16 protein-coding genes, 1 tRNA gene and 1 pseudogene are annotated in these 23,919 nt (G+C 69.9%); 6 read left to right on the forward strand and 12 right to left on the reverse strand.

Features of this window, described 5'->3' with window-relative positions; translation table 11 throughout:
- Nucleotides 1–89: 89 nt before the first annotated feature.
- The 3 genes from ACH442_RS38675 (at nucleotide 90) to ACH442_RS38685 (ending at nucleotide 1,869) form a co-directional block, all read left to right on the forward strand.
- Nucleotides 90–710 carry a response regulator gene (locus tag ACH442_RS38675; RefSeq protein ID WP_396343085.1) on the forward strand — a complete coding sequence of 207 codons (621 nt, stop codon included), beginning with the start codon at nucleotides 90–92 and terminating at the stop codon, nucleotides 708–710.
- Between the two features lie 155 nt (nucleotides 711–865).
- Nucleotides 866–1,507 carry an ATP-binding protein gene (locus tag ACH442_RS38680; RefSeq protein WP_396343086.1) on the forward strand — a complete coding sequence of 214 codons (642 nt, stop codon included), beginning with the start codon at nucleotides 866–868 and terminating at the stop codon, nucleotides 1,505–1,507.
- 47 nt (nucleotides 1,508–1,554) lie between these two features.
- Complete coding sequence (locus ACH442_RS38685) at nucleotides 1,555–1,869, forward strand: STAS domain-containing protein (RefSeq protein ID WP_396343181.1); 315 nt, start codon at nucleotides 1,555–1,557, stop codon at nucleotides 1,867–1,869.
- 197 nt (nucleotides 1,870–2,066) lie between these two features.
- Here the strand turns inward: ACH442_RS38685 and ACH442_RS38690 are convergent, their stop codons facing one another.
- A complete protein-coding gene (locus tag ACH442_RS38690) occupies nucleotides 2,067–2,636 on the reverse strand; it encodes a histidine phosphatase family protein (RefSeq protein WP_396343087.1) in 570 nt (189 codons plus the stop codon).
- Nucleotides 2,637–3,188: 552 nt separating this feature from the next.
- Between ACH442_RS38690 and ACH442_RS38695 the strand changes: the two genes are divergently transcribed.
- Complete coding sequence (locus ACH442_RS38695) at nucleotides 3,189–4,031, forward strand: hypothetical protein (RefSeq protein ID WP_396343088.1); 843 nt, start codon at nucleotides 3,189–3,191, stop codon at nucleotides 4,029–4,031.
- Nucleotides 4,032–4,586: 555 nt separating this feature from the next.
- On the opposite strand, the gene ACH442_RS38700 is transcribed toward ACH442_RS38695, so the two are convergent.
- Both ACH442_RS38700 and ACH442_RS38705 read right to left on the reverse strand, forming a co-directional pair.
- A complete protein-coding gene (locus ACH442_RS38700) occupies nucleotides 4,587–6,233 on the reverse strand; it encodes an ATP-binding protein (RefSeq protein WP_396343089.1) in 1,647 nt (548 codons plus the stop codon).
- A 7-nt stretch (nucleotides 6,234–6,240) separates the two neighbouring features.
- Entirely contained in the window at nucleotides 6,241–7,410 is a 1,170-nt protein-coding gene (locus tag ACH442_RS38705) for a GAF domain-containing protein (RefSeq protein ID WP_396343090.1), read from the reverse strand.
- A gap of 54 nt (nucleotides 7,411–7,464) precedes the next feature.
- On the opposite strand from ACH442_RS38705, the gene ACH442_RS38710 reads away from it, so the two are divergent.
- Complete coding sequence (locus tag ACH442_RS38710) at nucleotides 7,465–8,175, forward strand: alpha/beta hydrolase (RefSeq protein WP_396343091.1); 711 nt, start codon at nucleotides 7,465–7,467, stop codon at nucleotides 8,173–8,175.
- A gap of 51 nt (nucleotides 8,176–8,226) precedes the next feature.
- Here the strand turns inward: ACH442_RS38710 and ACH442_RS38715 are convergent, their stop codons facing one another.
- The 6 genes from ACH442_RS38715 to ACH442_RS38740 all read right to left on the reverse strand — a co-directional run bounded on the left by ACH442_RS38715 (nucleotide 8,227) and on the right by ACH442_RS38740 (nucleotide 19,603).
- A complete protein-coding gene (locus ACH442_RS38715) occupies nucleotides 8,227–9,744 on the reverse strand; it encodes a hypothetical protein (protein WP_396343092.1) in 1,518 nt (505 codons plus the stop codon).
- A gap of 177 nt (nucleotides 9,745–9,921) precedes the next feature.
- The gene (locus tag ACH442_RS38720; RefSeq protein ID WP_396343093.1) at nucleotides 9,922–12,318 is read right to left on the reverse strand and encodes a DUF3488 and transglutaminase-like domain-containing protein; all 2,397 of its coding nucleotides are present in this window, start codon (nucleotides 12,316–12,318) and stop codon (nucleotides 9,922–9,924) included.
- On the reverse strand, nucleotides 12,312–13,424 hold the full coding sequence (locus tag ACH442_RS38725; RefSeq protein ID WP_396343094.1) for a DUF58 domain-containing protein: 1,113 nt from the start codon (nucleotides 13,422–13,424) through the stop codon (nucleotides 12,312–12,314). The genes ACH442_RS38720 and ACH442_RS38725 overlap by 7 nt, the downstream gene beginning before the upstream one ends.
- Nucleotides 13,421–14,395, reverse strand: a complete 975-nt coding sequence (locus ACH442_RS38730; RefSeq protein WP_396343095.1) for an AAA family ATPase — start codon at nucleotides 14,393–14,395, stop codon at nucleotides 13,421–13,423. Before ACH442_RS38730 ends, ACH442_RS38725 begins: the two co-directional genes overlap by 4 nt.
- A gap of 10 nt (nucleotides 14,396–14,405) precedes the next feature.
- A complete protein-coding gene (locus tag ACH442_RS38735) occupies nucleotides 14,406–16,967 on the reverse strand; it encodes a fibronectin type III domain-containing protein (protein ID WP_396343182.1) in 2,562 nt (853 codons plus the stop codon).
- 185 nt (nucleotides 16,968–17,152) lie between these two features.
- Nucleotides 17,153–19,603 carry a hypothetical protein gene (locus ACH442_RS38740; RefSeq protein ID WP_396343096.1) on the reverse strand — a complete coding sequence of 817 codons (2,451 nt, stop codon included), beginning with the start codon at nucleotides 19,601–19,603 and terminating at the stop codon, nucleotides 17,153–17,155.
- 119 nt (nucleotides 19,604–19,722) lie between these two features.
- On the opposite strand from ACH442_RS38740, the gene ACH442_RS38745 reads away from it, so the two are divergent.
- A tRNA-Leu gene (locus ACH442_RS38745) sits at nucleotides 19,723–19,805 on the forward strand.
- A 738-nt stretch (nucleotides 19,806–20,543) separates the two neighbouring features.
- Here the strand turns inward: ACH442_RS38745 and ACH442_RS38750 are convergent.
- The 3 genes and pseudogenes from ACH442_RS38750 to ACH442_RS38760 all read right to left on the reverse strand — a co-directional run.
- Nucleotides 20,544–21,467 (reverse strand): annotated as a pseudogene (locus ACH442_RS38750) (recombinase family protein); the annotation flags it as partial.
- A complete protein-coding gene (locus ACH442_RS38755) occupies nucleotides 21,468–21,686 on the reverse strand; it encodes a hypothetical protein (RefSeq protein ID WP_396343097.1) in 219 nt (72 codons plus the stop codon).
- Between the two features lie 246 nt (nucleotides 21,687–21,932).
- On the reverse strand, nucleotides 21,933–23,816 hold the full coding sequence (locus ACH442_RS38760) for a hypothetical protein (RefSeq protein WP_396343098.1): 1,884 nt from the start codon (nucleotides 23,814–23,816) through the stop codon (nucleotides 21,933–21,935).
- Between the last annotated feature and the right edge of the window lie 103 nt (nucleotides 23,817–23,919).

The following is a 23,919-nucleotide window of genomic DNA, read 5'->3' on the forward strand; positions in this document are numbered from 1 at the left end:
CAGCCGAACACGAGGCATCACACGCGATGACCCAGCCGATCACCGCACCGCTGGAAACCAGCTAATCAACTCTCCACCAAACCCGGGGCTTGACACTCGGGCTGGCCACCGTGTACGGGATCGCGACCGCCGCGGGCGGCGACGTACACCTGTACTCCGAGGCGGACATCGGCACCACCGTCACCATCATCCTGCCCGCCGTCGAAGCACCCAGCAGCGAACATCCCGCACCCGTAGTTGTTCCGGCCGCCGCGACGACCGCCGGAACGGCATCGCACCAGACCATCCTCATGGCCGAGGACGAAGACGATCTGCGCCAGATCACCGCCCGCGTACTGGCCCGTGCCGGCTACCACGTTCTGGCCGCCGCCGGTGGCGCCGAGGCGATTCACCTCGCCCAGACCTACCCTGGTCCCATTCATCTGCTGCTCACCGACGTGATCATGCCCAAGATGATGGGCAACGAAGTCGCTGCCCAAGTCGAGCAACGGCGGCCCGGCATCCCGGTGCTGTACATGTCCGGCTACGCCGAACCCGTCCTCACCGAGAACGGCACCCTTCCCGACGGCGTCACGCTCGTGGAGAAGCCGTTCACCAGCCGCGAACTGCTCGACCGCATCCACACCGTCCTGCACTCCGCCACGGCTGCCCGATCGGATCTCCCGCAAGCGCCCCACCCCGCCACGAAGCAACACAATCCCGTCGTCTGATGTCGCACGGGTCGTCACCGCGCCGGGGTACTCACGAGAAGGCCGCTGCTCAGCCCGGCTGACGACTGCTTGCGGGGTAAGGGCCAGAATGGGTATCTGAAGCATTGCCAGCGATGCCGGTGGGGTAAGGGCAGCGGCCGGAGTGAGGGGGCGCGGTGAACCCGTGGAAGCCCGCAGCTAGCGAGGCCGTCGACAAGACCGATCTTCCCTTGGCAGCCGTGCCCGCCCCGAGGCGAACGACTCAGGACTTCACCGCCCAGGAACTACCATCCCTCCGACACGCGGTCCACGACAGCGCTCTCGCCTACGGACTCACCGGGGACGTACTCGACGACTTCGTCATCGCGGTTCATGAACTCGCCACGAACGCCGTCCGTCACGGCGGCGGCCGCGGCACGATCGACCTACACGTTGACGGCGACACCTTGCTCTGCGACATACGCGACCACGGACCAGGCTTTCCCGACGGCGTACCGGCAACCGCGGAACCGCCGTCACCACAGACGCCGGGCGGCCGCGGCCTCTGGCTGGCCCGGCACCTCACCGACACCCTGATGATCACCGACGGCCCGGGCGGAGTGACCGTCTCCATCACCGCATGCCTACCTGCTCCCCAACACCACGGCATGCCAACCGCCACGGTGGCCGACGAGCAGAGCAACGCACAAGTGGAGATCTCGCCCGGCGTGATCATCCAGGCCACATCGAACTCCGTTCCGGCGCCACACCCGCTGATCGCCGCCGGCCCGGACACTGCCGAAAGCACCGCGGAAGCAACCGGCTCACTCGAAGGCTGACCGCAGGAGGGCCGGCAATCAACACAACCTGGCAGTACCACAGCCACCTGGACAGCGACGCATACCTCATCAGGCTCAGCGGCGAACTCGACTACGCGGTAGCTCAGGAACTCACCGAGGTACTCGCCGCGAGCACCGGCCGATCCGGGGTCACCGCGATCCACCTCGACATGGCCGCCGTCACGTTCCTCGACGCCACCATCATCACCGTGCTCGTCCACGCCCATCAGGCCGCCGCCCGGACCGGGCGGCAACTTCGTGTGCACGGACCGCAGGGCCGCGCCCGGCGGGTACTCGACCTGACCGGAGTGCTGCTCTTCCTCAGCCCAGATACCGCCACCCCGGATACCGGCCCCCGATGACAAACCCCGTCCGCGGAAGTCTCGATTTCTACGCAAGCGACCGCGAGGACGTAGCCGAGGCGGGCCGCGACGAAATGCCGCACGTCAGCCCGCACCGCAGCGTGATCCCGATTCGCCCGGCCGATCACGTCCTGCGTGCCGCCGGGGCCGCCGTCACCGGAGTAGTGCACCTCGGACGGGCCGGGGGACGACCGCCACTACAGCACATTCCAACTTATGATGACGGGCACCCCATTCTCGTAACCCAACGAATTCATCGAACCTGGATGGGGGTGCCCGAACCGCCGTGCCGATGACGCATCGAGCCCGAGCCAGCGCGCAGCGATGACGCGTGATAGGTGGCCGTGCGCGACAACGGCCACGTCGCCCTTGTCCAGCGCCGGCCGGACCCGGCCGAGAAAAGCGTCGACCCGCAAGGTCACTTGCCCGAGTTCCTCGCCGGCGTCGACGCCGTCGCGCCACAAGTCCCAACCGGGCTTGAGCTGCTGAATCTGCCCAGCGGTCAAACCTTCATAGCGCCCATAGTCCCACTCGACCAGGTCGAGGTCAGGCTCCGCGCCGCTCAGCCCCGCCAACTCGGCCGTCCGCACGGCCCGAGTCAGCGGGCTGCTGTAGACAGCGGCGAACTCCCGTCCGGCCAGCCGAGGGGTGAGCGCACGCGCCGCTTCCTCTCCCGCCTCGGTCAGCGGCAGGTCGGTGCGGCCGGCATGCTGCCCCGTCCGGCTCCACCCGGTCTCGCCGTGCCTGATCAATATCAACTCACCCATGGCCAGGACCATATCCGACATAGAAAAGGGCAAACGTAACGGAGCACTGCCGTGAGCTACTTACCGCAGATCGCGACTCAACGGTGGTCAGGACGGATCTCCTGCTGGAGTACTAAGCAATTTCACGGCATCGGCTCCAACTCCACACCCCGTGATAACGAATACGACTTTCTGGAATTCGTCGAAAGCGTCAGACGCGCGGATAGAACCGGCTCCGTACTCTCATGGCACCCCGCTGTGTCAAGGGGCGGCCAGAAGTGGTGTTCTGAACCGGGTTCGGCGGGTCCGTCACCGCGGTGACGGTCAGTCCGCCCGAGACGGCGCCAAGATCAACCGAACAGCGGAGCGGGACGGATCGATCGTCGCTCTAGGCTTCGATGTCGACGGCTCAACCCGCTGTGGCTGTGTTACGGCACGTCAGACCGAGGAGCGCAGTGCCCGATTCGTCCAGGACCCGGTCGGCCTCGGAGGTCAGGCATGGTGAGAAAGCGGCATCGGGGCCGCCGCCCGATGAGCGCCGGCATGCGTGACGCCCCGCGGACGGCGCCGGCGATGGCGGCCCTGCTCGCATCGTTGAGCTTCGCTGTATGCGGGTCCGCGGAAGCCGGCCCCGCCGCACCGGCGGGTTCCCCCGCTGGACCATTGGACCCGATTGCTTTGGTCGGCATGTGGAAGCCGGTCGGTAGAGGCGCAGAGCCCGCCTCGGTAGTGGGCCTGACCCCGCGGGAACTCACGGTCTACCAGACTTGCGGGGAGTTGCAGGCTGCTTGGAAGGCCGATTCTCAGGGCCTGTTCGTCGCCGACGTCGTGAGCAGCACCGGCGGATGCGACCTGGACGTTCCCCTCCACTGGCTGGACAGAGCCGCCGGCTACCGGCTCGACGGGCGTACCGTGGTGCTGGTCGACGTCGACGGCGCGACCGTCGCGCACCTGGTTGCCAGCGGAAAGCCGCCGCGGCCCGACCGGGAGTCGTTCACGGTGACCGACGAGTTCCGCCGCTCCGTTGCCCCGCCTGCCGTGCTGCCCGCCGGTCTGACGCCGGTTACCCGGCGCGACCTGCCCGGCCGATGGATACCGGTCGGTGATGGACCGAAGCCACCCCACCAGCCGTTCCTCAGGTTCGGCGCTGATGGCCGCTGGGCGGGCTCGGACGGGTGCAACGGGTCCGGGGGTGGCTGGCTCTCGGGCCCGGCGGGCACGATCTTGACCACGAGTGGGATGACGACCCTGGTGGGCTGTGACAACGTACCGGTTGACGGCTGGTTGTCGTCGGCGCGGCGGGCCGGATTCGACGGAGCGATCCTCGTGCTGCTCGATCAGAACGGCGCGGAACTGGGGCGCCTCCGTCGTGACGACGGCGACCCGGGCATCACCACAACGCCATCCGGTGACTGACCGGTCACGGGGTGCGGCATGGTCGTTCTGTCAGGAGCTCGATCGCGGGAGGCATGAATGGGATTGTCAGGCCGGGACTGCCCTGACTGCGGTCGCCGTGTCCGCGAGCCGTTCGAGAAGACGATCACTGGGCGCGAGGTGTGCCCAGACTGCGCGAACGCCCTTTTCATGGGCTCGGCTGCGGGTGCGATCACCGGAGATGTCGGGTCCGGCTACGGGGTCTGGGCGATGCTCATGCGCAGGATTCGGCGCTCCGGCTGAGCGGGGCGATTTTCCCCGATGGCACGGCGGGGGTGGGCGGCCGGCAGTGGCAGCGCGGCCGGTGGGCGGCCGGCAGTGGCAGCGCGACCGGTGGGCGGCCGGCAGTGGCAGCGCGGCCGGTGAGGCGCAAGCGGCCGCGCGGAGAAACGCCCCGACCGAGCTCGCGGGGAGGCCGGGAGCCGGCACCGCGACAAGGATCGGACCACGTCTCGCCGGGAATGCCCCGGATGCTGCGGGTCGGCCTGGAGTGGGCCGCAGCGTCGCGCTGCTCGGCGGGCGTGGGCAAAAAACGTACTATATAAGCTTTTGATCTGGCAGTGTGAAGATCACCTGAGTGCCGCCGCCCGGATTCTCGGCGACCCGGATGGTGCCGCCGTGGCGGTCGACGATGCGCATGCAGCTGGAGAGGCCGATGCCGTGCCCGGCCGCGGAGGTGCCTTCGAGGCGGGTGAACATGTCGAAGACGCGGCTGCGCTGTTCCGGGGGGATGCCCATGCCGTTGTCGGCGACCGTTATTGCCCAGCAGCCACCGTCGCGGCCGGCGGTGACCTCGACGTGGGGCAGGCGGTCCGGGTGGCGGTATTTGATCGCGTTGGCGACCAGGTTCTGCAGGAGCTGGCGGGCCAGGACCGGGTCGCAGGAGACCTTGGGGAGCGGGTCGGGGGCGATGACCGTGGCGGTTCCGGCGCTGATCTCGGCGTGCAGGTCGGCGACGACGCTGTCGAAGACGTCGCCGAGGTCGGCGGTGACGCAGCGGATCGGCGCGCTGCCGGCCTGGGCGTATTTGAGCAGCGAGCCGATCAGGTCGCGCATGCGGGTGACCGCGCGGGAGGCGGCGTCGACCCAGTTGCGGGGCTGGCCCTCGACGACGTCCTCGAGCAGTTCGAGGTAGCCGCCGACCGCGCCGAGCGGGGCGACCAGGTCGTGACTGACGGCGCCGGCGAAATTGGTCAGGTCGGTGTTGGAGCGGCGCAGTTCCTCGTTGGCGGCGGCGAGTTCACGGCGGGCGTTCTCGATCACGCGTTGCTGGGCGCGGTCGGTGGTGACGTCGTTCATCGCGACGACCGCGCCGATCGGGGTGCCGTCGGGGGCGATCAGGGCCCGCCCGCTGACGGTGGCGTGGATCGGTGCGCCGCTGTGCCGTCGGATGATGATCTCGGCGTTGCTGACCGTGCCCTCGTGCAGGGCCCGGAGCAGCGGGATGCGTTCCGGGGCGAGCGGGGTCTCGCCGTCGGCCTCGAAGAGCGCGTAACGGTCGGAGTAGTCGGCCGGATCGACGCGGGGGTCGGCGTCCACGCCGTGCCACTCGCGCGCGGTACGGTTGAAGAGCGTGAGGTGCCCGTCGCGGTCGCAGGCGACCACGGCCACGTCGATCGTCTCCAGCAGCGTGTCGGTCCAGCGCTGCCGGGCCTCGGACATCGCGGCCAGCTCGGCGTTGATCCGGGCCTGGCGCCGCCGCTCGAAGAGCGCCACGATCACCTGGGCGAGATCCTTGAGCCGGGCGACCTGCTGATCGTCGAGCGTCGCAGGCTGGTCGTGGAAGACGCAGAGCGAGCCGAGGGCGTAGCCGTCCGGCGTGATCAGCGGTGCCGACGCATAGAACCGGACGTTGGCGTGCACCCCGGTCACCCAGGGATTTTCGCGGTACGTGTCGTCGACGCTCGCGTCCGGGATGTAGGTGAACTCCCCGGACTCGAAGCGGATCGCGCACATCGAGTCGGAGCGCGCCGAGTCGCCGCCCTCGAACCCGACCGTGGTCAGCTGGCACTGCCGGTCCTCGTCGATCAGGTTGAGCGTGGCGGTCGGCACCCCGGCGACGGTCGCCGCGACCCGGACGACGGCCTCCAGCTCGTCACCGGCCGGCGAGTCGAGCAGACGGTACTCGTGGAGCGCGGCCAGTCGCCGCTGCTCCCGCTCGTCCACCGGGGTGACCAGGTCCACCTTCACCCTATCGGCGGGTGGCGGCGGTACCTGAAGAACGGGTGGCCAGCGCGTCCGCGAGCAACCCGTCGATCACGTCGCGCATCCGGACCACCTCGGCCGAGCCGGCCACCGCGTCCGGGTAACCCTCGCAGGCGAGCAGGTCCAGGTAACCGCCGACCGCGGCGAGCGGCGCGATCAGGTCGTGGCTGACCGCGGCGGCGAAGTTGGTCAGGTCCGCGTTCGAGCGTTCCAGTTCGGCGTTGGCCGCGGCGAGCCGCTCCCGCGCTTCCTCGATCATCTGGCGGCGACGGCGGTCGGCGGTCACGTCGATCTGGGCCAGGACCGCACCGACGATCTGGTCCTGCGCGCCGCGCAGGGGGCTGGCGTTGACCCGTACGTACACCGGGTCGCCGTCCGGGCGACGGATCACCATTTCCTTGCCGGTGACGACGGACGCGCTGCTCAGGGCGACGCGCAGGGGTAGCTCGTGGTCCGGGACAGGGGTCACGCCGTCGGCCTCGAACAGGCCGAACCGGGCGGCGATGTCGGACGCTTCCCGGTCGCCCTCGCCGGTGCGCCCGTGCCAGTCGCGGGCCGCGCGGTTCCAGAGCGTCACCCGGTAGTTCTCGTCGCAGGCGATCACCGCGGCGTCGACGGTGTCCAGGAGCGTGTCCATCCACTGCTCCTTGGTGTGTGCGGCGACGGCCAGATCGGCGGTCAGCCGCGCCTGGCGGCGGCGCTCGAAGAACGCGATGACGATCCCGGCCAGGTCACTGAGGTGCTCCTGCTGCTGCGCGGTCAGCTCGTGCGGCTCCTCGTCGAAGACGCAGAGCGTGCCGAGCGCGTGCCCCTGCGGGGTTACCAGGGGCGCCGAGGCGTAGAAGCGCAGCCGGCCCTGACTCCCGTCGACCCACGGATTGTGCTGGTAGAGCTCGTTCTCCGAGGCGTCCGGCACGTACACGAGCGCGCCCGACTCGAACTGGACGCCGCACATCGAGTCCTCGCGGGCGCACTCGATCGGCGCCCCGCCGACCCGGATCAGCTGGTACTGCCGGTGCTCGTCGATCAGGTTCAGGCTCGCCGACGACACCCCGGCGATCATGGCGGCGACCCGCAGCACGGCCCGCAACTCCTCCTCGGGCGGGGTGTCGAGAAGGCGGTACTCGTGCAGGGCCGCCAAGCGCTCCTGCTCCATACCCCTTCCTTTCGCCCGCCCCCACCGGAATCTGAGGAACGTTAAACTCCGTCGATGGAATTCCTGAAGCCGTTTGTCCTTCCGGTCGAAGCCCGCACCCCGGAACGTCACGAGTTCCACGACCTCTACCTGCCCGACGACCTCGCCACGCCACGGCCGGCCATCCTCGTCGTGCCGGGTGGACCGCTCCCGGCCGAGGTCAAGCCGGCCCAGCGCGATTGGCCGGTCTTTCAGGGGTACGCACTTCTGGCCGCCGGCCGCGGAGCGATCGGCGCGATCGTCGATCATCGTCTGTACAGCCCCGAGGCGTACGCGGAGGGCGCCTCGAACGTGGAAGCCGCGCTGGAGACGCTGCGCAGTGATCCACGAGTGGACGAGAACCGGCTGGCGCTCTGGTTCTACTCGGGGAGCGCGCTGTTCTCGGCCGACTGGTTCCGGGAGCCGCCGTCGTGGCTGCGGGCCGTGGCGTTGAGCTATCCGCTGCTGGCGCCGTTCCCGGGGTGGCCGGACCTCGGGGCGCGGTTCGATCCGATCGCGGCGGTGGCCGAAGCCGGGGAACTGCCGATCGTGTTGACGCGGGTGGGGCGGGAGAATCCGTTCATGGCGCAGGCGGTGGAAACGTTCGTCACCGCGGCGGCCAAGGCGAATCTCGAGATCGTGGACGTGCCGGACGGGCAGCACACGTTCGACGCGAAGGATGACACCGATGAGTCCCGGGAGGCGATCTCGCGGGGGATGGAACTGGTGTTGGCTCAGTTGGCGTGAGGGTCGATCGAAGCGGCCGGCCGGAGTTCCCGGCCGGCCGCTTCGTTGCCGTCAGACGGCTACGGAGTCGTCGTTGGTTTCGGGGCCTTCGGCGCCGGCGCTTTCGACGGCGTCCGGCTTTCCCGGCATTGCTGACTCGCCCTGGGCACGGGAGTCATCTTCGGCGCGCGTTTCATCCTGGTCGCGCGTCTCGTGCTCGGCGCGCGCGTCGTGGTGGTCGCGCGTTTTGTCCGGTTTCTGCGTCTGCCGGGCTGTGTGCTGGCGGTGCTCGCGGTGGTGACGTGGCCGGTCGCGCTCACCGGTGCTCCCAGCGCTGCGCCCCAACTCGTCGCCCCAGCCGAAGACCCCGTCGTCGCCGAACAGCCCGTCATCGCCGAACAGATCGGGACCGCCGTCCCCGGGCTCGAAGCCGTCGTCGCCGTTCCAGCCGCTGAACGGGAACGACTGCGGGAACGGGACATGATCGGCCGAGCGCTTCATCGCGATCGGCATCCCGGCGTGGCTGAGCCGGACGATCTGCGAGTCCATGTCGTCGAGGCCGGGGTCGAAGCAGAAGTTCGAACCGGCCGTCCAGCCGAAGTCGGTCGCGCCGCTGCAACTGCGGTCGGCGTTGATCGGCCGGTCCAGGTCGCGGACCCAGGCCGGACGGTTCCGGGTGGCGTGGTGCTGCGCCGGCCGCTGGTGCCGGATCGGACGCTGTTGCGCCGGATGCTGCTGAGCCGGCCACTGCTGAGCCGGCCACTGCTGAGCCGGCCGCTGGTGCTGCGCCGGGCGCTGCGGGGCGGGGCGGTCGTCGTCCTGCGCCGGGCGGTTCGAGCTGACCTGCGGCCGGTCGACGCTCACCGGCGGTTCCACGTGCGGCCGTACGGCCTGCGGCAGGATCACGGCAGGCATGTCGCGGGACGGCGGCTGGTTCTGGGACGGCGGCGGGTTGTGCGCGACGATCGGCCGGGCGAACACCGGCCGCTGCTGGGCCGGACCGGCCGCGGTCAGCGTCCCGGGCCGGGTGACCGTCGCCGGGCCGGCCGGGGCCGGCTTCTGCGGGGTGCCGGCGGTCGTGCCGCCGAGCCCGGGGCTACCGGCGCCACCCATGACGGGGCCGGTCACGCGCGGGCTGTCGACAGTGGTGCCACCGAGGCCGAGACCACCACCACCGACGGTGGTGCCACCGAGACCGAGGCCACCGCCGCCGTGGTGGTGATGCCCGCCGGCCCCCGGGGCGACGACGGTGCCGCCGGGACCCAGCGCGTGCATGCCGGAGCCCTGCTGCCACTGATCGTCCGCGCCGCCGACCGCCGTACCGATGCCGCCGGATCCGGTGCCGAGTCCGTCGCCCTCCAGCGGCTGATCGTCCTCGGCGGTCGCGTCGGGCAGCTCCGGGGCGCCGTCGCCGACGGTGTCCGGGTGCGGCGCCTCCAGGGTCGGCCAGATCGCACCGGGTGGCGGCAACTCACCCGCGAACGGCTTCTCGTCGTCACCGGTACAGCCGGCGACGGTGATCAACAGGGCCGCTCCCAGGGCGGCACCGATCCGGCGCGAGCCTGCGGGCTTGAATTCGGCGCTCTGCATGAGTGGTCCACTCCCCCTACGTGGACGCCATGATCAGCATCCGGGCGGGGATCACTATCCACGGTCGAGCGGCGGTGACCCGGGCGTTCGATCCTCGACACACCCAGGCCGGGGACCCATTCCAGCCGCTCGGGTGACCGGCCGGAATTGCCCGGTCGCCCGGTCGTTAACCGGCCTTCAGCGGTGCCATCGCAGTGGTCCGGGGTGAACGTTCCACCAGATCTTGCGCCACCAGGAGCGGCGTTCCCGCAGAGCCGCCGCGTACGCCAAGGCCTGCGCGCCGGCTCGATCCGCCTGGGTGGGGTCGGCCGCGCCCGGCGCGAACCCGACGGTGTTCAGCGCCTCGACAAGCTGATCAAGGGGTGGGAGTGGTGGAAGCGGCGCCGGCGCGCTGTCCGTCCCGGCCGCCTCCCCGCGGCTCGCCTCAACGGCCTGCGCGCTGCCCGGCCCGGGCGCAGCCGCCGTCTCCGACACTGCCCCGCCCGCCGCCGCTTCCGGAGGCTTTCTGTCCGCTTTGTGCGGCGCTGCCCGCTCCAGCACCGCCACCGCCCCCGGCGCCGCCCGCCGCAGCAACCCACCCCGCCGCGGTGCGGGCGGCTCCGCCGCGTAGGACGCCATCTCGGTCGCCGACAGATGATCCGGCACCGGCTGCCCGGCCAGCCGCAACGCGTCGGTGAACTCCAGCCAAGCCCCGGTGATCCGCTGGTCCGGGCTCCCGTCGTACAGCCGTCGCCGCCGCAGCCCGCGGCGCAGGTACGCCACCACGAGCGCCGCCACCACCAGCAGAACGAGAAGCGTCCCGGACGTCCCGCCGGCGACGACGCCCGCCGACACCCCGCCCGCCGCCTCGACCGGCGCCGCCGACGCCGCCGCGGACTCCGACGGCGGGTCCACGGTCGCGCTGGTCTGCGGCGGTGTCGTCGGCGGCGTGGTCGGTTTCGGCTGGAAGTCCTGCTCGACCGGGGTCGGGTCGTCGCTGGTCGGCATCGGGTCGAACGCCACCCAGCCGAGGTCGTTGAAGAGCACTTCGGGCCAGGCGATGGCGTCCCCGCCGGTGACCTCGCCACCGGCAGCCGGCGCGTCGAACCCGACGACGACCCGGCTGGGCAGACCGGTGAGCCGGGCGAGCAGCGCGAACGACGCCGCGAACTGCTCCGACGTGCCCTCCTGGCCGCCCTGCCCACGCGGCCCGAACAGGAAATACGCCAGGTTCGGGTAGGCGTGCCCGCTCGGCGCGTCCGCGGTCTCCCGGTAATGCTCGGCGAGGAACTCCTGGATGGCGAGCGCCCGGTCGTAGGACCCGCCGTTGCCCTCGGCGAGTTGTTCGGCGAGCCGCCGCACGGAGTCGGGGACGCCGTCGCTGACCGCCAGGTAGCGGATGACCGCGTCCCCGGACGGCGACTGCGCGCCCGGCAGCATGTTGAGGTCGGGCGCCTGCACCCGCGAGGTGGCGGTGTAGGTGAGTCCGCTGGTCAGGCCCTCGGGGCGGATCAACGTGCCGGTGCTCGCGTCGTAGGCCACGCGGGCGCCGGACACCGCGGTGGGAGTCGCGACGGCGGGCAGGAGCCGGCCGGTCAGACCCTCGATCACGATCTGCTGCCGTACCTCGGAAAGGTCCGCACCGGCAATGGGGGCCTGTTCCGGCAGCACCCGGCCGGCGTTGCGGTAGACGCCGCCGACCCGCCACGTCACGCCGTCATAATCGGACAGCACGGCGAGCCGCACTTTGACCGTCTTCGCCTTGCCGGTGTACGCGGTCTCCGGCTTGTAGCCGAAGAGCTGCTGTTTCGGCGCGAGCATCCACCCGGAGATCCGGTTGAGTGGGCTCTCGTCGAGGCTGTCCACCTGCGGCGGCTCGACGTAGCGGCGTGGGTCGACCGGCGCGGCGCCGACCTGCCCGCTGACCCAGGGGCCGACGACGGCGGCCAGCCCGATCACCGCGACCAGTCCGGCGGCGCTGCCGACGAGCGTTCGAGCGCGGGCATTATCGGACACGTCGACGGGTGTGCCGGCGCGCCGGGCGGATATCGCGAGCGCGATGACGGCCAGTGCGGCGAAACCCAGGGTCGGCCCGGCGGCGGCGCCCTCGTTCGGCCCGACGACATAGAGCGCGCCCGCGTAGAGCCCGGCCGGTGCCAGCGTGCCGAGCAGCACCCGGCGAGCGCGCACGCCGACTTCGACCGCGGCCAGCCCGGCGAGCCAGGTGGCGATCATCGGCACGACCACGGTGTCCGGCGTCGACTCGACCGGGATCATCGCCGTGAGCAGCCGTGGGATGCCGTTGACCAGGGAATCCCGGACCATGGTGGCGAACGGGGTGGTCACGGCGGCATGCCCGGCGGCGACTTTCAGACCGAATCCGACGTACGCGATGAGCAGCACCGTGGAGACCGGCGCAGCGCTCCACGACGGCAGCCGCCGGGTCGCCAGCCCGGCGCCGACCGAGCCGATCGCGGCTCCGGCGACGAGTTGGACCAGCAGTGCGTCGGCATAGATCCGCCCGAGCACGACCCCGGCCAGCGCGAGCATGCCGGCGAGCGCGGCGGCGACGACGTAGGGGCGGGCCCTCACCATCCGCGGACCCCGTCCCACGCGGCGGCGAACTCGGCCCCGTCGGCGGCCTCGATGACGATCAGCCGGTCGCCCGCGCTGACCGGGGCGGCGTCGCGGTCACCGAACAGGGCGGCGAGCACCACCGGGTACGTCCCCCGCAGTGAGCTGAACGTGCCCAGATCCCCGCGTCCGCCGGGCCCGGTCAGGAACACCAGCGTGTCGCCGAGCCGCTGGGCCCGCAACCGGCGCAGTGTTCCGTCGAGGTCGCCGTCGACCAGGGTGACCTCGGTCAGCACATCCAGGTACGGCCCGGTCGCCACGGTCGAGACCAGGTGCAGGCCGACCGGCAGGTCCTCGCGCACCGCCGCGGCGACGATCGAGGCGGCCGCCTCGCACGCCGACTCGAACGCCTCCGGATCGGGGTAGGCGCGGGCCCGGTCGTCGAGCAGCACCACGATCGTCGGCTCGGAGGTGTCCAGCTGTTCGCGGACCATCAGCTCGCCGACCTTGGCCGAGCTGCGCCAGTGCACACGGCGCAGTTCGTCGCCGATCACGTACTCCCGGAGCGCGTCGAACGTGATCGTGCCCTGCGGAACCTTGTCGATGCGGCCGTCGAGGCTGCGCGCCATGCCGGCCGGGACCGCCCGCAGCAGGTGGATCGTCGGGTGGACCCAGACCTTGGCGACCTCGCCGTACGTCCGGTTCAGGGTGACCAGGCCGAGCGGGTCGCCACGGGTGACCCGCAGCGGGCCGATCGGCACGATGCCGCGCCGGGTGGTCGGCACCGGGTACTCGACGGTGGTGTCCATGCCCGGTCGCAGGCGCAGCAGCGGGACCGGCACGCTCGCGCCGCCGCAGCGGTCGGAGGCGACCATGCTGGCCGCGCGCATCCGGCTGGTGTTGCTGACGGTCAGGCGCATCCGCGCGGGTTCGCCGCGGGCCACCCGGTCGGGTTCGGCGACCCGCTGGACGCCGAGCTGCGGGCGCCAGTAGGCGAAGACCAGCGCGCAGCCGACCGCGACCACGGCGGCCGCGCCGAGCAGGGCAAGATCCGGGTAGCCGTACGCGAACCCCGCGGTCAGCAGGGCAGCCGCCGCGGCCAGCAGGCCGATGCCGCGAGCGGTCACGCGCTCGCCGGCAGCGGCACCGGCACCGAGTTGATGGCGTCGGCGAGCACCTCGGTCGCGGTGACGCCCCGCAGCTGGGCGTCGGCCGAGAGCAGCACGCGGTGCGCGAAGACCGGCTCGACCAGGGCTTTCAGGTCCTCCGGGAGGACGTAGCCGCGGCCGTTGATCAGGGCATAGGCGCAGGCCGCCCGGGTCAGCGCGATCACGCCACGGGGGCTGACGCCGACCCGGACCTGCGGATGGTTGCGGGTGGCGGCGGCGAGCCGGACCGCGTACGCGTAAAGGGGGTCGGCGACGTGGACCTGCAGCGCCATCTTGACCATCTCGCCGACGGTGGCGGTGTCGGTGACCGGTTCGAGCGAGTCGGGTGAGCGGCCCGCGGCGCCCCGCAGCACCTCGATCTCGACCTCCTCGTCCGGGTAGCCGACGCTCAGCTTGACCAGGAAGCGGTCGAGCTGGGCCTCGGGCAGCCGGTACGTCCCGTCCATCTCGACCGGGTTCTGCGTGGCGACGACCAGGAACGGCTGCGGGACCGGGTGCGGCACGCCGTCGACGGTGACCCGTCGTTCCTCCATCACCTCGAGCAGCGCCGACTGAGTCTTCGGCGACGCGCGGTTGATCTCGTCGGCGATGACGATGTTGGCGAAGACCGGGCCGGGATGGAACTCGAACGCCCGATTCGCCTGGTTGAAGATCGTGACGCCGGAGACGTCGGAGGGCAGCAGGTCGGGTGTGAACTGGATGCGCCGCCACTGCCCGCGGATCGACGCGGCGAGCGCCCGCGCGAGAGTCGTCTTGCCGACGCCGGGCACGTCCTCGAGCAGGACGTGGCCCTGCGCGAAGAGCGCGGTCAGCGCGAGCCGGACGACCTCCGGCTTGCCCAGCACGATGGAGCCGATCCGGTCGGCGAGCTCACTCGCGACCTGGGCGAAGCCGGAGACGTACGACGGCGGCAGCGGTTCGGATGTCACGTGGTCCTCATCAGCAGGTGGGCAGGTTGTCCAGGTCGTCGCCGCCGTCGAGGTTCAGCCATGCCCAGGGAATGTAGGGCTTGCCGCCGTTGTAGGCGATCTGAATCCACCAGGTGCTCTTCTTGTGGTCGTTGTAGACGTACGAGTCGACGTCGTCACCGGTCTTCTTGCAGTACGCCTTCAGCCGGGTGCCGTTCTTCACCCAGCCCGCCTGCTGGGCGTTGTCCTGCTCGGTGACCTTGAAGATCTCGTTGCCGTTGCGACCGCTGACATCCTTGTCGCAGTACGTCTTCTGATCGCCGGTGGTGCCGTTGATGCAGGTCGCGGTGCCGTAGAGATCCGCCGTCGTGCCAGTCGCGTTCTTGGAGACGGTGCCGGCCGCGTTCTTGGCCGTGATCTTGAAGGTGTAGGCGGTGCTCGGCTTCAGCTTCGTGGCCTTGAGGTTGTTGCAGTTGCCGTCGGATCCGGTGCCGTCCGTCACCGTCAACGCGCAGGTGGCGGTGCCACCTCCCGCGTCCACGCTGAGGCCGACCGTCGCGCTGTTGAAGGTGGTGTCCACCCCGGTGACGGTGATCGTCGGCTGGGCGACCGTCCGGGCCGTTGCCGTCGCCGGGTCGCTCTCCCCGCCCTCGTTCACGGCGATGACCTGGACCTGGACGCTCGCACCGGCACCGAAGCCGGCCAGCGTGGCGGTCGTCGCGTCGCTGACGTCGGTGCTCTTGTCGCCGGCCTTCACCACGTACTTGCTGATGGCGCGACCGTTGTCGGCCGGAGCCGCCCAGGTCACCTTGATCGTTCCGGCCTTGTCGGTGACCGTGGTCGCCGACACGTTCTCCGGCTTCTCCGGCTTGGTGAACGGCACCACGCTGTTGCTGACCCCGGACGCCTTCGACCCGGCACCACGCTCGTTGACCGAGACGACCGTGAACGCGTACTGCTTGCCGTAGTCGAGCTGCCCCGCCGGGATCGTCATCGACGCGCCCTTGATGTCACCGACCGGGGCGCTGCCGCCCTCGGTCACCCCGGTCACCGTGTAGTGGTCGATCGCCAGGCCCTGCCCGTTCGCGGCCGGCCAGGTCACGGTCACCGTGCCGTCGCCCTTGGCCTCGGCGACCGGCGTGCCCGGCGGGTCCGGCACCTCGGCGGTCGGCTTGACCGGGTTGCTCTCCCGATCCGGGCCGGCGCCCTTCGCGTTCACCGCGTGGACCTTGAACGTGTACGTCTCACCGTTCGTCAGCCCGGTCACGGTCAGCGCGCGCTGGTCGGCACCGACGTCGAACGTCTTGTCGTTGCCGGTCACCACGTACTTCGTGATCTCGGCGCCGTTGCCGGCCGCCGCCTGCCAGGTGACCCGGGCCTCGGCGTTGCCGGCCGCGGCCCGCACGTTCTTCGGCGCACCCGGCTTGGAGACCGCCGGCTTGGTCGGCTTCTTCTTCTCCGGCGGCGGGATGACCGGCGGCGTCTTCACCGGAGGCGGGTCGCCGCCGAGAACGTCATCCGCGTACTTGTCGACCGGGCGCACGCCGTGCTGGTTGTCGACCACCTGCGCGACCGGGGAACCGGGCGCGTTGATGAACAGGTAGTTCTCCCGGACGTCGAGCTCGACGGAGCCGCCGGGCCGGTCGAACGTGATCGGTTTCTGCTGCGTGCCGCCCTGGTCGAAGACGTGCACGGTGCCGCCGTCAGCGTCCGCCGCGTAGTAGAAGCCCTCCCACGCGATCGCCGGCTGCAGCTGCGACTCGCTGCCGGGCACGGTGAACTTCGCCTTGATCGCACCCTGCGGGTCGACCCCGATCACCTCACGGGTCGCCGGCACGGTGACCGCGACCGTGTTGCCGTCGGTGTGCGGCGCCAGGACGCCCGGCCCGCTCAGCGGCAGCGTCGCCTTCGTCGTCGCGGTGTCACCGACGCGGGACAGCTCGTTCGTCGTCCGGTCCAGCACCGCGATGCCGTCGTCCAGGGTGGTCATCGCGAAGTCGTGGCTGGCCCCGCCGACCTGCTCGGTGCGCACCCGCCGCGGGTCACCGGCCGGGCCCTGGGTCGACGCCGGCGCGGGCGAGATCGCGGTGGCCGTGCCCTCACTCGGCGCGACGATCCAGAGCCGGCCCTTGCCGTCGAAGTCACCGCCGGTGATGCCCGGCGGGAAGCTGACCGCCTGCCCGATCGCCTGCAGGGTCTTCGGGTCGACCTGCTGCACCTTGCCCTGCACCGAGTCGACGACGAACGCCGAGTCGTCGTGCAGCGCGACGCTGACGCCGATGCCCGGCGACGACTGCTGGTTCCAGAACGCCTGCAGCTCCTTGAGGTCCATCGAGCCGATCGCGCCGGTGTTGACGTCACGCAGGATGACGAATCGGTCGCTCTGGCTGACCTCCAGGCTGTGGCCGCGGGCCTGACCCACGTCGACCCGGGTGTCGATCTTCGCGGTCACGCCGTTGACCCGGGAGATCTCGCCCTTGCCCTTGCTCCACACCCAGGACGCCGCGTCATAACTGGCCACCGCCTCGTCGGCGTTGGCGAGCCCGAGAACGGTCGCGCCGAGACCAGCGGCGAGCGCGAGCACCGTACCCATCGTGACCAGATAGCCACGACTGGGCAATCGACGCTTCCGAGCACTCTCCGGCGCGGCGTCTGTGCTGCTCACAGCGGCTGTCCTCCCCGTTCGCAAAGCCTGGCGTGCCAAGGACGCAGGCCACCATACCGGGATCGCAGTGGCAGTCGATACCCACCGTTCCCGCCTGTGGACAATCAGCTAGATCACTTCTTGGTCCGTTCGGTGCAGACCTGTGGCGAAGTGGCGAACTTGTCGGTCGCATAAACGGCCACCACCGCGAAGCAGTAGTTCAGCGTCGGACTGAGCCCCTCGATGCGTCGCGAGGTCTGCCCCGGCCCCACCGTGCTGACCGGTTTCAACTGCTCACCCGGGTGCGCCATGGTGATCATGAAGCTCACCGAGGCATCCGTCGGATCACTCCAGCTCACGTCGATCTTGCTGCCCCCGTCGGTCAGCTTCACCTCACCGGGCGGCGCCCCCGACAGCGTCGGCGAACCCGACGGGGTGTCACCCTCATCACCCTTGCGAGTGCCCTGGGCCAGCGTGAACACCAGCGCGGCAACCGCCACGACAGCCGCGAGAGTGGCAGCGATCACCGCGAAGAGCGCCATGCCCCGCTTCCGGTTACCACTTTTCCCGTACGTCGTGAGCACGCCCGCCCCGACCTCCGGCGCGGGCGCGTCAGCGGCGCCGCCCTGCCAGGTCCCGTCCGAGCCCTGGTGATAGACGCCTGGCTGTTGCTGCTGGTAGACGCCGGGGTGAGCGGTCTGCTGGAAGCCACTGGGCACGACGTCCGGCGGCGTGTAGACGCCCGGGTGCCCAGCCTGCTGAAAGCCGGTCGGAACGGCATCCGCCCGACCGGCCCGCTGGAAGCCGCTCGGCGTGACGCCCTGCTCGAAGCCACTCGGTGTGACGCCCTGCTCGAAGCCGCTCGGCAGCACGTCCTGCGGTCCGGCGTCCCGGACCGGACCGGCCTCCTGGAAGCCGTTCGGTGCCGCGTCCGCCCATCCGGGGACGCCTGAACTTCCCGCTTCCGGCAGGTAGACGGTCTGCTTCCGGGAATCCGGAGTGAGCTCGGCCTCGCCCGGCCAGCGGTTGAAGTCGGGCCAGGCGGTGAACGGCTCCTCAACGGCCGGCTCAGGGACAGTGGCAGGTTCGGGGGCGGCGGCCGCTTCGGGGGTAATCGCCGGGAACGGGGACGTGGCCTCGTCCACGGGAGCTTTCATCGGCGTGGACGCGGCTTCCGGCCGCACCGGCTCAACCGGTTCTGGACGCACCGGAGCTGCCGGCTCCGGGCGCACCGACTGAGGCGGTTCTGCGCGCACGCGCTCCACTGGTCCTGGACGCACCGGCTCGGCCGGGAACACCGGTGCGATCGGGGCGGGCGGAGCCGACACGCCCGGGGTGACCGATTCTGGTCGTGCCCCGGGGGAGGCTTCACGACGTACCGGAAAATCGATCTGAGCCGGAACCGGACCGCCTGCAGTGATCGAATCCGGTCGCGACGCCGGCGCGGGCGACGGTTCCGTGCGCAGCGGCATGACCACCGGATCGGGGCGCTGAACGACCACAGCATCGTCGGAACCGCGATGGAAGAGCGCCGGAGCCGCCTCGTTCTTCGGCACCCCGAACACACCGGGTTTGAGCTGACGGAACGGGTTTTCCTCAGGCTCCTCGTCGGTCCAAGGCGCGGGCCCCCACGGCGACTGCCCCCGGCTCGTGTCCTGCGTCTCTTTCTTCCCCACCGGCTGCTGCGGCACCGTCTCGGCCTCCGGCTGCAGCCGCACCCCGTCGGCCTCCGCCTGCAGCGCCGTTGCCTTGCTCTCCGCCGGATCGGGCCGGCGGGGCGCCGGAATCGCCGATCGCGGCTGCTCTTCCCCCGGAGCACCAGGCCGGGTCGGCGCCTGCGCCCACGGGTTGCCCTGGCGCGGCGCCGGAAGACTCTGCCACGGCGACTGCTGCGGCGACGGCGCCTGCTGCGACGCCTGCGGCTGCGACGCCTGCGGCTGCGGCTCGGTCACGGCCGGACGGGGAATCGGTGGCGGCGGCGGAAGCTGGACGCTCGGCTCCGGCCGGAGCACCGTCGGGTGATTGTCAGGCGGCAGAACGCTCGGCTGCACGGCCTCGACCCGTACCCCCGAACTCTGATCTTGTCCGATATAGGCCTGTGCCCGGACGACGGCCCAGTGCCCCGCCCCCAACATCATCGGCCCGAAGTCCGCCACCCGCCCGAACGCGACCCGAGCCTCGTCCCGGCGCCCGAGCTCCTCGGCGAGCACCCCGAGGTCGTAAGAAATCTGCAGCATCAGCGGGTCATCGTCCCCAAGACTGAACTGCCCCGCCTCGTGCGCCGCCTCCAACACCAGCTTCGCCGCCGCCGCGTTCCCCGCCTGATGATGCAGCGACGCCAACTCCCGCTGCGTGGCCAAAACGTCCGGATGATCATGGCTGAGACTCGCCTGACCGATTTCGATCGCACGTTCGAGCAGCACGGCCGCCCCCGCCAGATCACCAGCGGCGACCAGCGAGTGCGCCCTTTCCAGGGCCGGAGTCAACGGGGAGGGGTGGGACACCCCGCCATGCTGCCCGCTACGCCCCCGCAAAACCAGGCCGGATCCCCGTTCGCCCTTATACGCCCCCGAATGTCCACTCACCCACCCCTCCTGCAAGCCCCTCCGGGGACCGTGTACTGTTCTGACCTGTGCGGCCGACAAGGCAGCCGAAACCCCCGGCAAACACGGGGGAAACGGGTGCCGCTAAGCTGTACGAGCAAGTCCGGGTGGCGGAATGGCAGACGCGCTAGCTTGAGGTGCTAGTGCCCGCAAGGGCATGGGGGTTCAAGTCCCCCTCCGGACACAAACTATTGCCCCAACGGTGCGTGCTGAGATCAACATCAGCCCGCACCGTTGCTGTTTCCGGGGTGTACGTCAGCCGTAGGCCCATCTGTCGGTAGATCTCGGCTTTGTCTTCCGGGCTGGCTTGCCGCAGGACGGTTCCGATGTCCCCGATCGACTCGACGAGCGCGCGGATCTCATCGGTCCCCATGCGGGGTGCCGGTTCAGGGACTTTCGCGATCTCCCGCTCCAGGCGCGCACGTTCGGCCTGCGTCTCCGTGATCCAGCTCGTGACGACCACGGGATCGGCGCCGGCTTCGAGCGCCGCCCGGTGCTGCCCGAGTTTGGCGTCGCAGGCAGCGATTGCCCGCCGTAGGTGGCTGGTGCTGGCCTCCGCGACGTCCGGCGGCTGGGCGTCGACGAGCGTGGCGATGGTGTGGTTCAGGTTGGTCGGCGAGAAGGCGGATGCGAGCCACGCCTCGATCGGTCCGGCGATGACGTCTTCACGAAGGTAGACGTTGGCCGGGTGCTCGATGTGGTTGGAGATTGCGTATTCCTTCGGGAAACGGCATCGGTAGTAGGTCAGACCGCCGGTCAACTGGCCTTGCATCCGACGCTTGCACACTCCGCAGTAGACGCGGCTGCGGAACATGTACGGATTCCGCGTGCGGAGCTTCTGGCGAGGAGTCCTGTATCGGGCTCGCGACTTGAGGAGTTGCTGCACTTCGTCGAAGGTTTCGCGGGTGATGATGGCTTCGTGGCTCGGGTCTTTCGAGGTGACCCATTTGCTGTCTGGGTTCCAGCGCATGATGCTTTTGTGGCCGAGCGCGACGTCGTTGACGTCGAGCAGGATTTCGTCGGTGCGTTGCTTGTTCCACACCTGGTATCCGGTGTAGCGGGGATTGGTAAGGATGGCGCGCACGGCGTGCTTCGACCAGGCGATGCCGGAGCGATGTTTGTTGCGGGCCCGGTCGTAGGCTGATGGTGAAGGGATTCCCTCCGATGTAAGTAGCTCGGCGATCGCGAAGAATCCGTATCCGCCCAGGAAGTGGGCGAAGATCCGGGCGACAACCGGAGCGGTGACCGGATCGAGGACGAGGCCGCGCAGCATGCGTCCGGTTGAGGCTTTGCTCGGGTTCGGGTGTCGGCCGAGGTCGACCACCTGGTAGCCGTAGGGTGGCCGGCCGCCGAGGTAGCGGCCCTCCAGTTCGGTTTGTGCGGCCATGGCGGTGCGGACCCGGACCTTGATGCGGTTGCGTTCGCCTTTGCTCATGCCGCCGTAGACCTGCATGACCAGTTCGTGGGCTTCGTTGTCCGGGTCGATGGGTCCGCCGATCTCCGGCACCCACAGCTGGATGCCGAAGTGAGTGAAGACCGGCATGGTCATGCCGAACTGGTTGCCGTAGAAGGCGCGGTGCGGTTCGCCGATGACGACCGCGTTGAAGCCACGGTTCGGGTTCCGCAGTTCGGTCAGCAGCAGTTGCGCCTGTTCGCGGCGCTGCCAGGGCAGGGATCGACTCTGACCCACGTCGAAGAACTCTCGCACGATGCGGCCGCCGCGGGGCTCGACGAGCGCGCTCGCCCGGGTCAGTTGCCAGCCTCGCGATGAGGTCGGGTCCTGGTTGTCCTCGGTGGAGACGCGACCGTAGAAGGCAAAGGTCAATTCGTTTGCGGTTTCTATCATTCAGACTTCATCTCCCGATGACTTTTCTGCCTCTACAGACAGGCTTGACTTGACCAGCAAGGACAGCAATGCGCGTGCGGCCCCGCCATTGATTTCAGGCGGGCGGCCGGGAACAACGACGTGCAACCGTTCAACGGCGTCCGTTTCGGCACATTTCGGTCGTTCCAATTCGTTTATATCAACCGTGTCAAGCCTGTCTGCATTCTCGGGTTCAGCCATATAGCACCCGACACCGGTCGAATATGTGCGTCGTCAAGCGACGCCCTCCCACGAAGGGAACAAGAGAACCTCGGTTCGCGATGTGAAACTCTTGCGTCTCCGAAATCATCATTTCCTCCTCTGCTCGCCCATGCGGGCATAAAAATTTGGCCCGGGGACTCTCCCCGGGCCAACACTCACAATTTCGTCCGCATGTTACCGCTCGGGATTCGTTCCCCTCGCAAGCTCGCGCAGACAAGAATCGGCTTATGCCGGCGAGCCGAGCCAGCGCTTGAACCATGCGCCGAGCGGGGTGCCGGCCGAGATTGCTGTGACTGTCGTCGTCGCGGCCCACCAGATGAGGACGGCGACGTACGCGCTGGTCAGGTAGCGGGCGGTGAAGAACCCTGTGACCAGGGCGTAGCCGATGCCGAGGACCACTCCGGCGATGACGCGTAGCAGTGGCTGGCGGGTCGCGGTCAGGGCGGTGGCGACGCCGAGCATGGCGGCACCGATGGATTGGAAAAGACCCGTCATGTTGAACAGGTATGTGGGGGATGTCGAGACGGCCAGCTGTTCGAGGAAGACGCCGGCGGCGGCGAGGGTGATGACGGATACCGGTGGGCAGGCTCGGCGAAGCCATTCGGGTAGTGCTGGTGCCGGGATACGCGGGGACGCGACAGCGATGATGGCCGCCCCGGCGGCGAAGGGCGCGGCGGTGGCCAGGGCGACTTTCAGGTATGGGTCCGGGGTGTAGTGCAGGCCGATGCCGACGCCGAGTCCCCATAGCCCGGCGATGGCGAGGCTCAGCGATGCGGCGCCGAGGTAGCCACGGCGCAGCAGCGCTCCGGTGGTGACGTCGTCGTCGGCGTGCGAGGAGAGGATCCAGGTCGTGGGCGTCAGCTGGGCCGCCGCCCAGCCGGTGAGAGCAGCGAGCGCCGCCGCAAGGGCGATGTTTTCCCGCGGCAGGTAAACGGACGTGACCACACTTCCTGTCTTCCACGTGAGAGCGGTCCGGATCGTCTGGAGCAGCAACGCGACCGAGCAGACGGCCAAAACGGCCGTGCGTGCGAGGTTGGCCAGCGTCAGCCGGGTCCGAGGAAGCCGCGTCGTGGCTGCTGTGCCGTGGCTTGCAGCATGCAGCGGCTGGGTGAGCAGGAGGGCGCCGACCGCGATCGCATGTGGGTCCCGCAAGACGACGGCCGGCGCAAGTCCCGCGGCGGCAAGTTCGGTCTCCAGGGCCGCGATGACGGCATCGTCACCGACGAGTGCCAGCGCGCCGATCTCCGAAGTTTCCAGCTCGGCCTCGGCGACCAGCCGTTTGACGCTTTCCTCGACGTGACCGAGGTGCGGGGCGGCGGCGGCAGCCACGTCCTCACGGCTCAACGCCACGGGCGGATACGGTTCGGGCAGCAGTAGCGAGGTCCGGGGCTGCGTGGCGAGCACGGTCCGCGCCTGTTGCACCTCTCGCATGACGCGCCAGCCCGCCGGCAGGTCGGCGGAGTCCGCGGCGACCCGCTCGACGGCTTTCACCAGCAGCGCCTGGTCGACGCTGTCGGCGACGGGATCGCTCACGTGTAGGTTGGCGAGCTGCTGGTAGTCGGTCGGGCAGTCCAGGATCGCCAGCTCGAGTCCGGCGGTGCCCACCGCGACGTATTGAACGGGGCCGTCCGGCCCGGGCCGGTTGACCGCGCTCGCGGCTGCAGCGGCCACGGTGACAATGTGCGGGTCCGGCAGGCCTGCGCTCACGGCTGCCTGCTGCAGGCGTTGGCGGGCTCGCGGACCCCAGGCGCGGGCGGTGACGACGGTCAGTCCGGTCACCCGGCCGGTGGTCTGCATCGCCGCGACGTTTGCCACGTGGGCGAGGACCGCTGCCACCGCGGCGAGCGCATCGAGGCCGTCGACGGAGGATGTACCGGCTTGCAGTAACGCCATGGGATCTGGCTCGTATCTGGCGGGGTCGTCTATGCCGGCGGTGAGCGCGGGGGCTCCGGTGAGTAGAGCGCCGGTTTCCGGCTGGCGATAGACGCCGCTGGGTAGGCGTGCTTGTCCTTCGAAGTAGAGCGGCGATGTGGTGTCGCTATGCGCGTAGACCGCGGTGGTCCACCATGCGCCGATCTCTACAGCCAGATGAAGATCGTTCACGGCCATGCCGGGCAGTGTCCCAAAAGGACAGTAGCGAGGTGGTCTCATGCTGATGTTCTTCGGATGGTGATAGATGCGCACAAATGCGCTGGAGTGGCAGGTGAATTCC

This window comes from Actinoplanes sp. NPDC020271 (assembly GCF_044388125.1).
Taxonomy (GTDB): Bacteria; Actinomycetota; Actinomycetes; order Mycobacteriales; family Micromonosporaceae; genus Actinoplanes.

Excerpts from the sequence above, each read along its gene's own strand:
- ACH442_RS38690 (WP_396343087.1), bottom strand. The coding sequence starts at position 2,636 with ATGGGTGAGTTGATATTGATCAGGCACGGCGAGACCGGGTGGAGCCGG.
- ACH442_RS38695 (WP_396343088.1), top strand. The coding sequence starts at position 3,189 with ATGGCGGCCCTGCTCGCATCGTTGAGCTTCGCTGTATGCGGGTCCGCG.
- ACH442_RS38705 (WP_396343090.1), bottom strand. The coding sequence starts at position 7,410 with ATGGAGCAGGAGCGCTTGGCGGCCCTGCACGAGTACCGCCTTCTCGAC.
- ACH442_RS38710 (WP_396343091.1), top strand. The coding sequence starts at position 7,465 with ATGGAATTCCTGAAGCCGTTTGTCCTTCCGGTCGAAGCCCGCACCCCG.
- ACH442_RS38715 (WP_396343092.1), bottom strand. The coding sequence starts at position 9,744 with ATGCAGAGCGCCGAATTCAAGCCCGCAGGCTCGCGCCGGATCGGTGCC.
- ACH442_RS38720 (WP_396343093.1), bottom strand. The coding sequence starts at position 12,318 with ATGGTGAGGGCCCGCCCCTACGTCGTCGCCGCCGCGCTCGCCGGCATG.
- ACH442_RS38735 (WP_396343182.1), bottom strand. The coding sequence starts at position 16,967 with ATGGGTACGGTGCTCGCGCTCGCCGCTGGTCTCGGCGCGACCGTTCTC.
- ACH442_RS38755 (WP_396343097.1), bottom strand. The coding sequence starts at position 21,686 with ATGGCTGAACCCGAGAATGCAGACAGGCTTGACACGGTTGATATAAAC.
- ACH442_RS38760 (WP_396343098.1), bottom strand. The coding sequence starts at position 23,816 with ATGGCCGTGAACGATCTTCATCTGGCTGTAGAGATCGGCGCATGGTGG.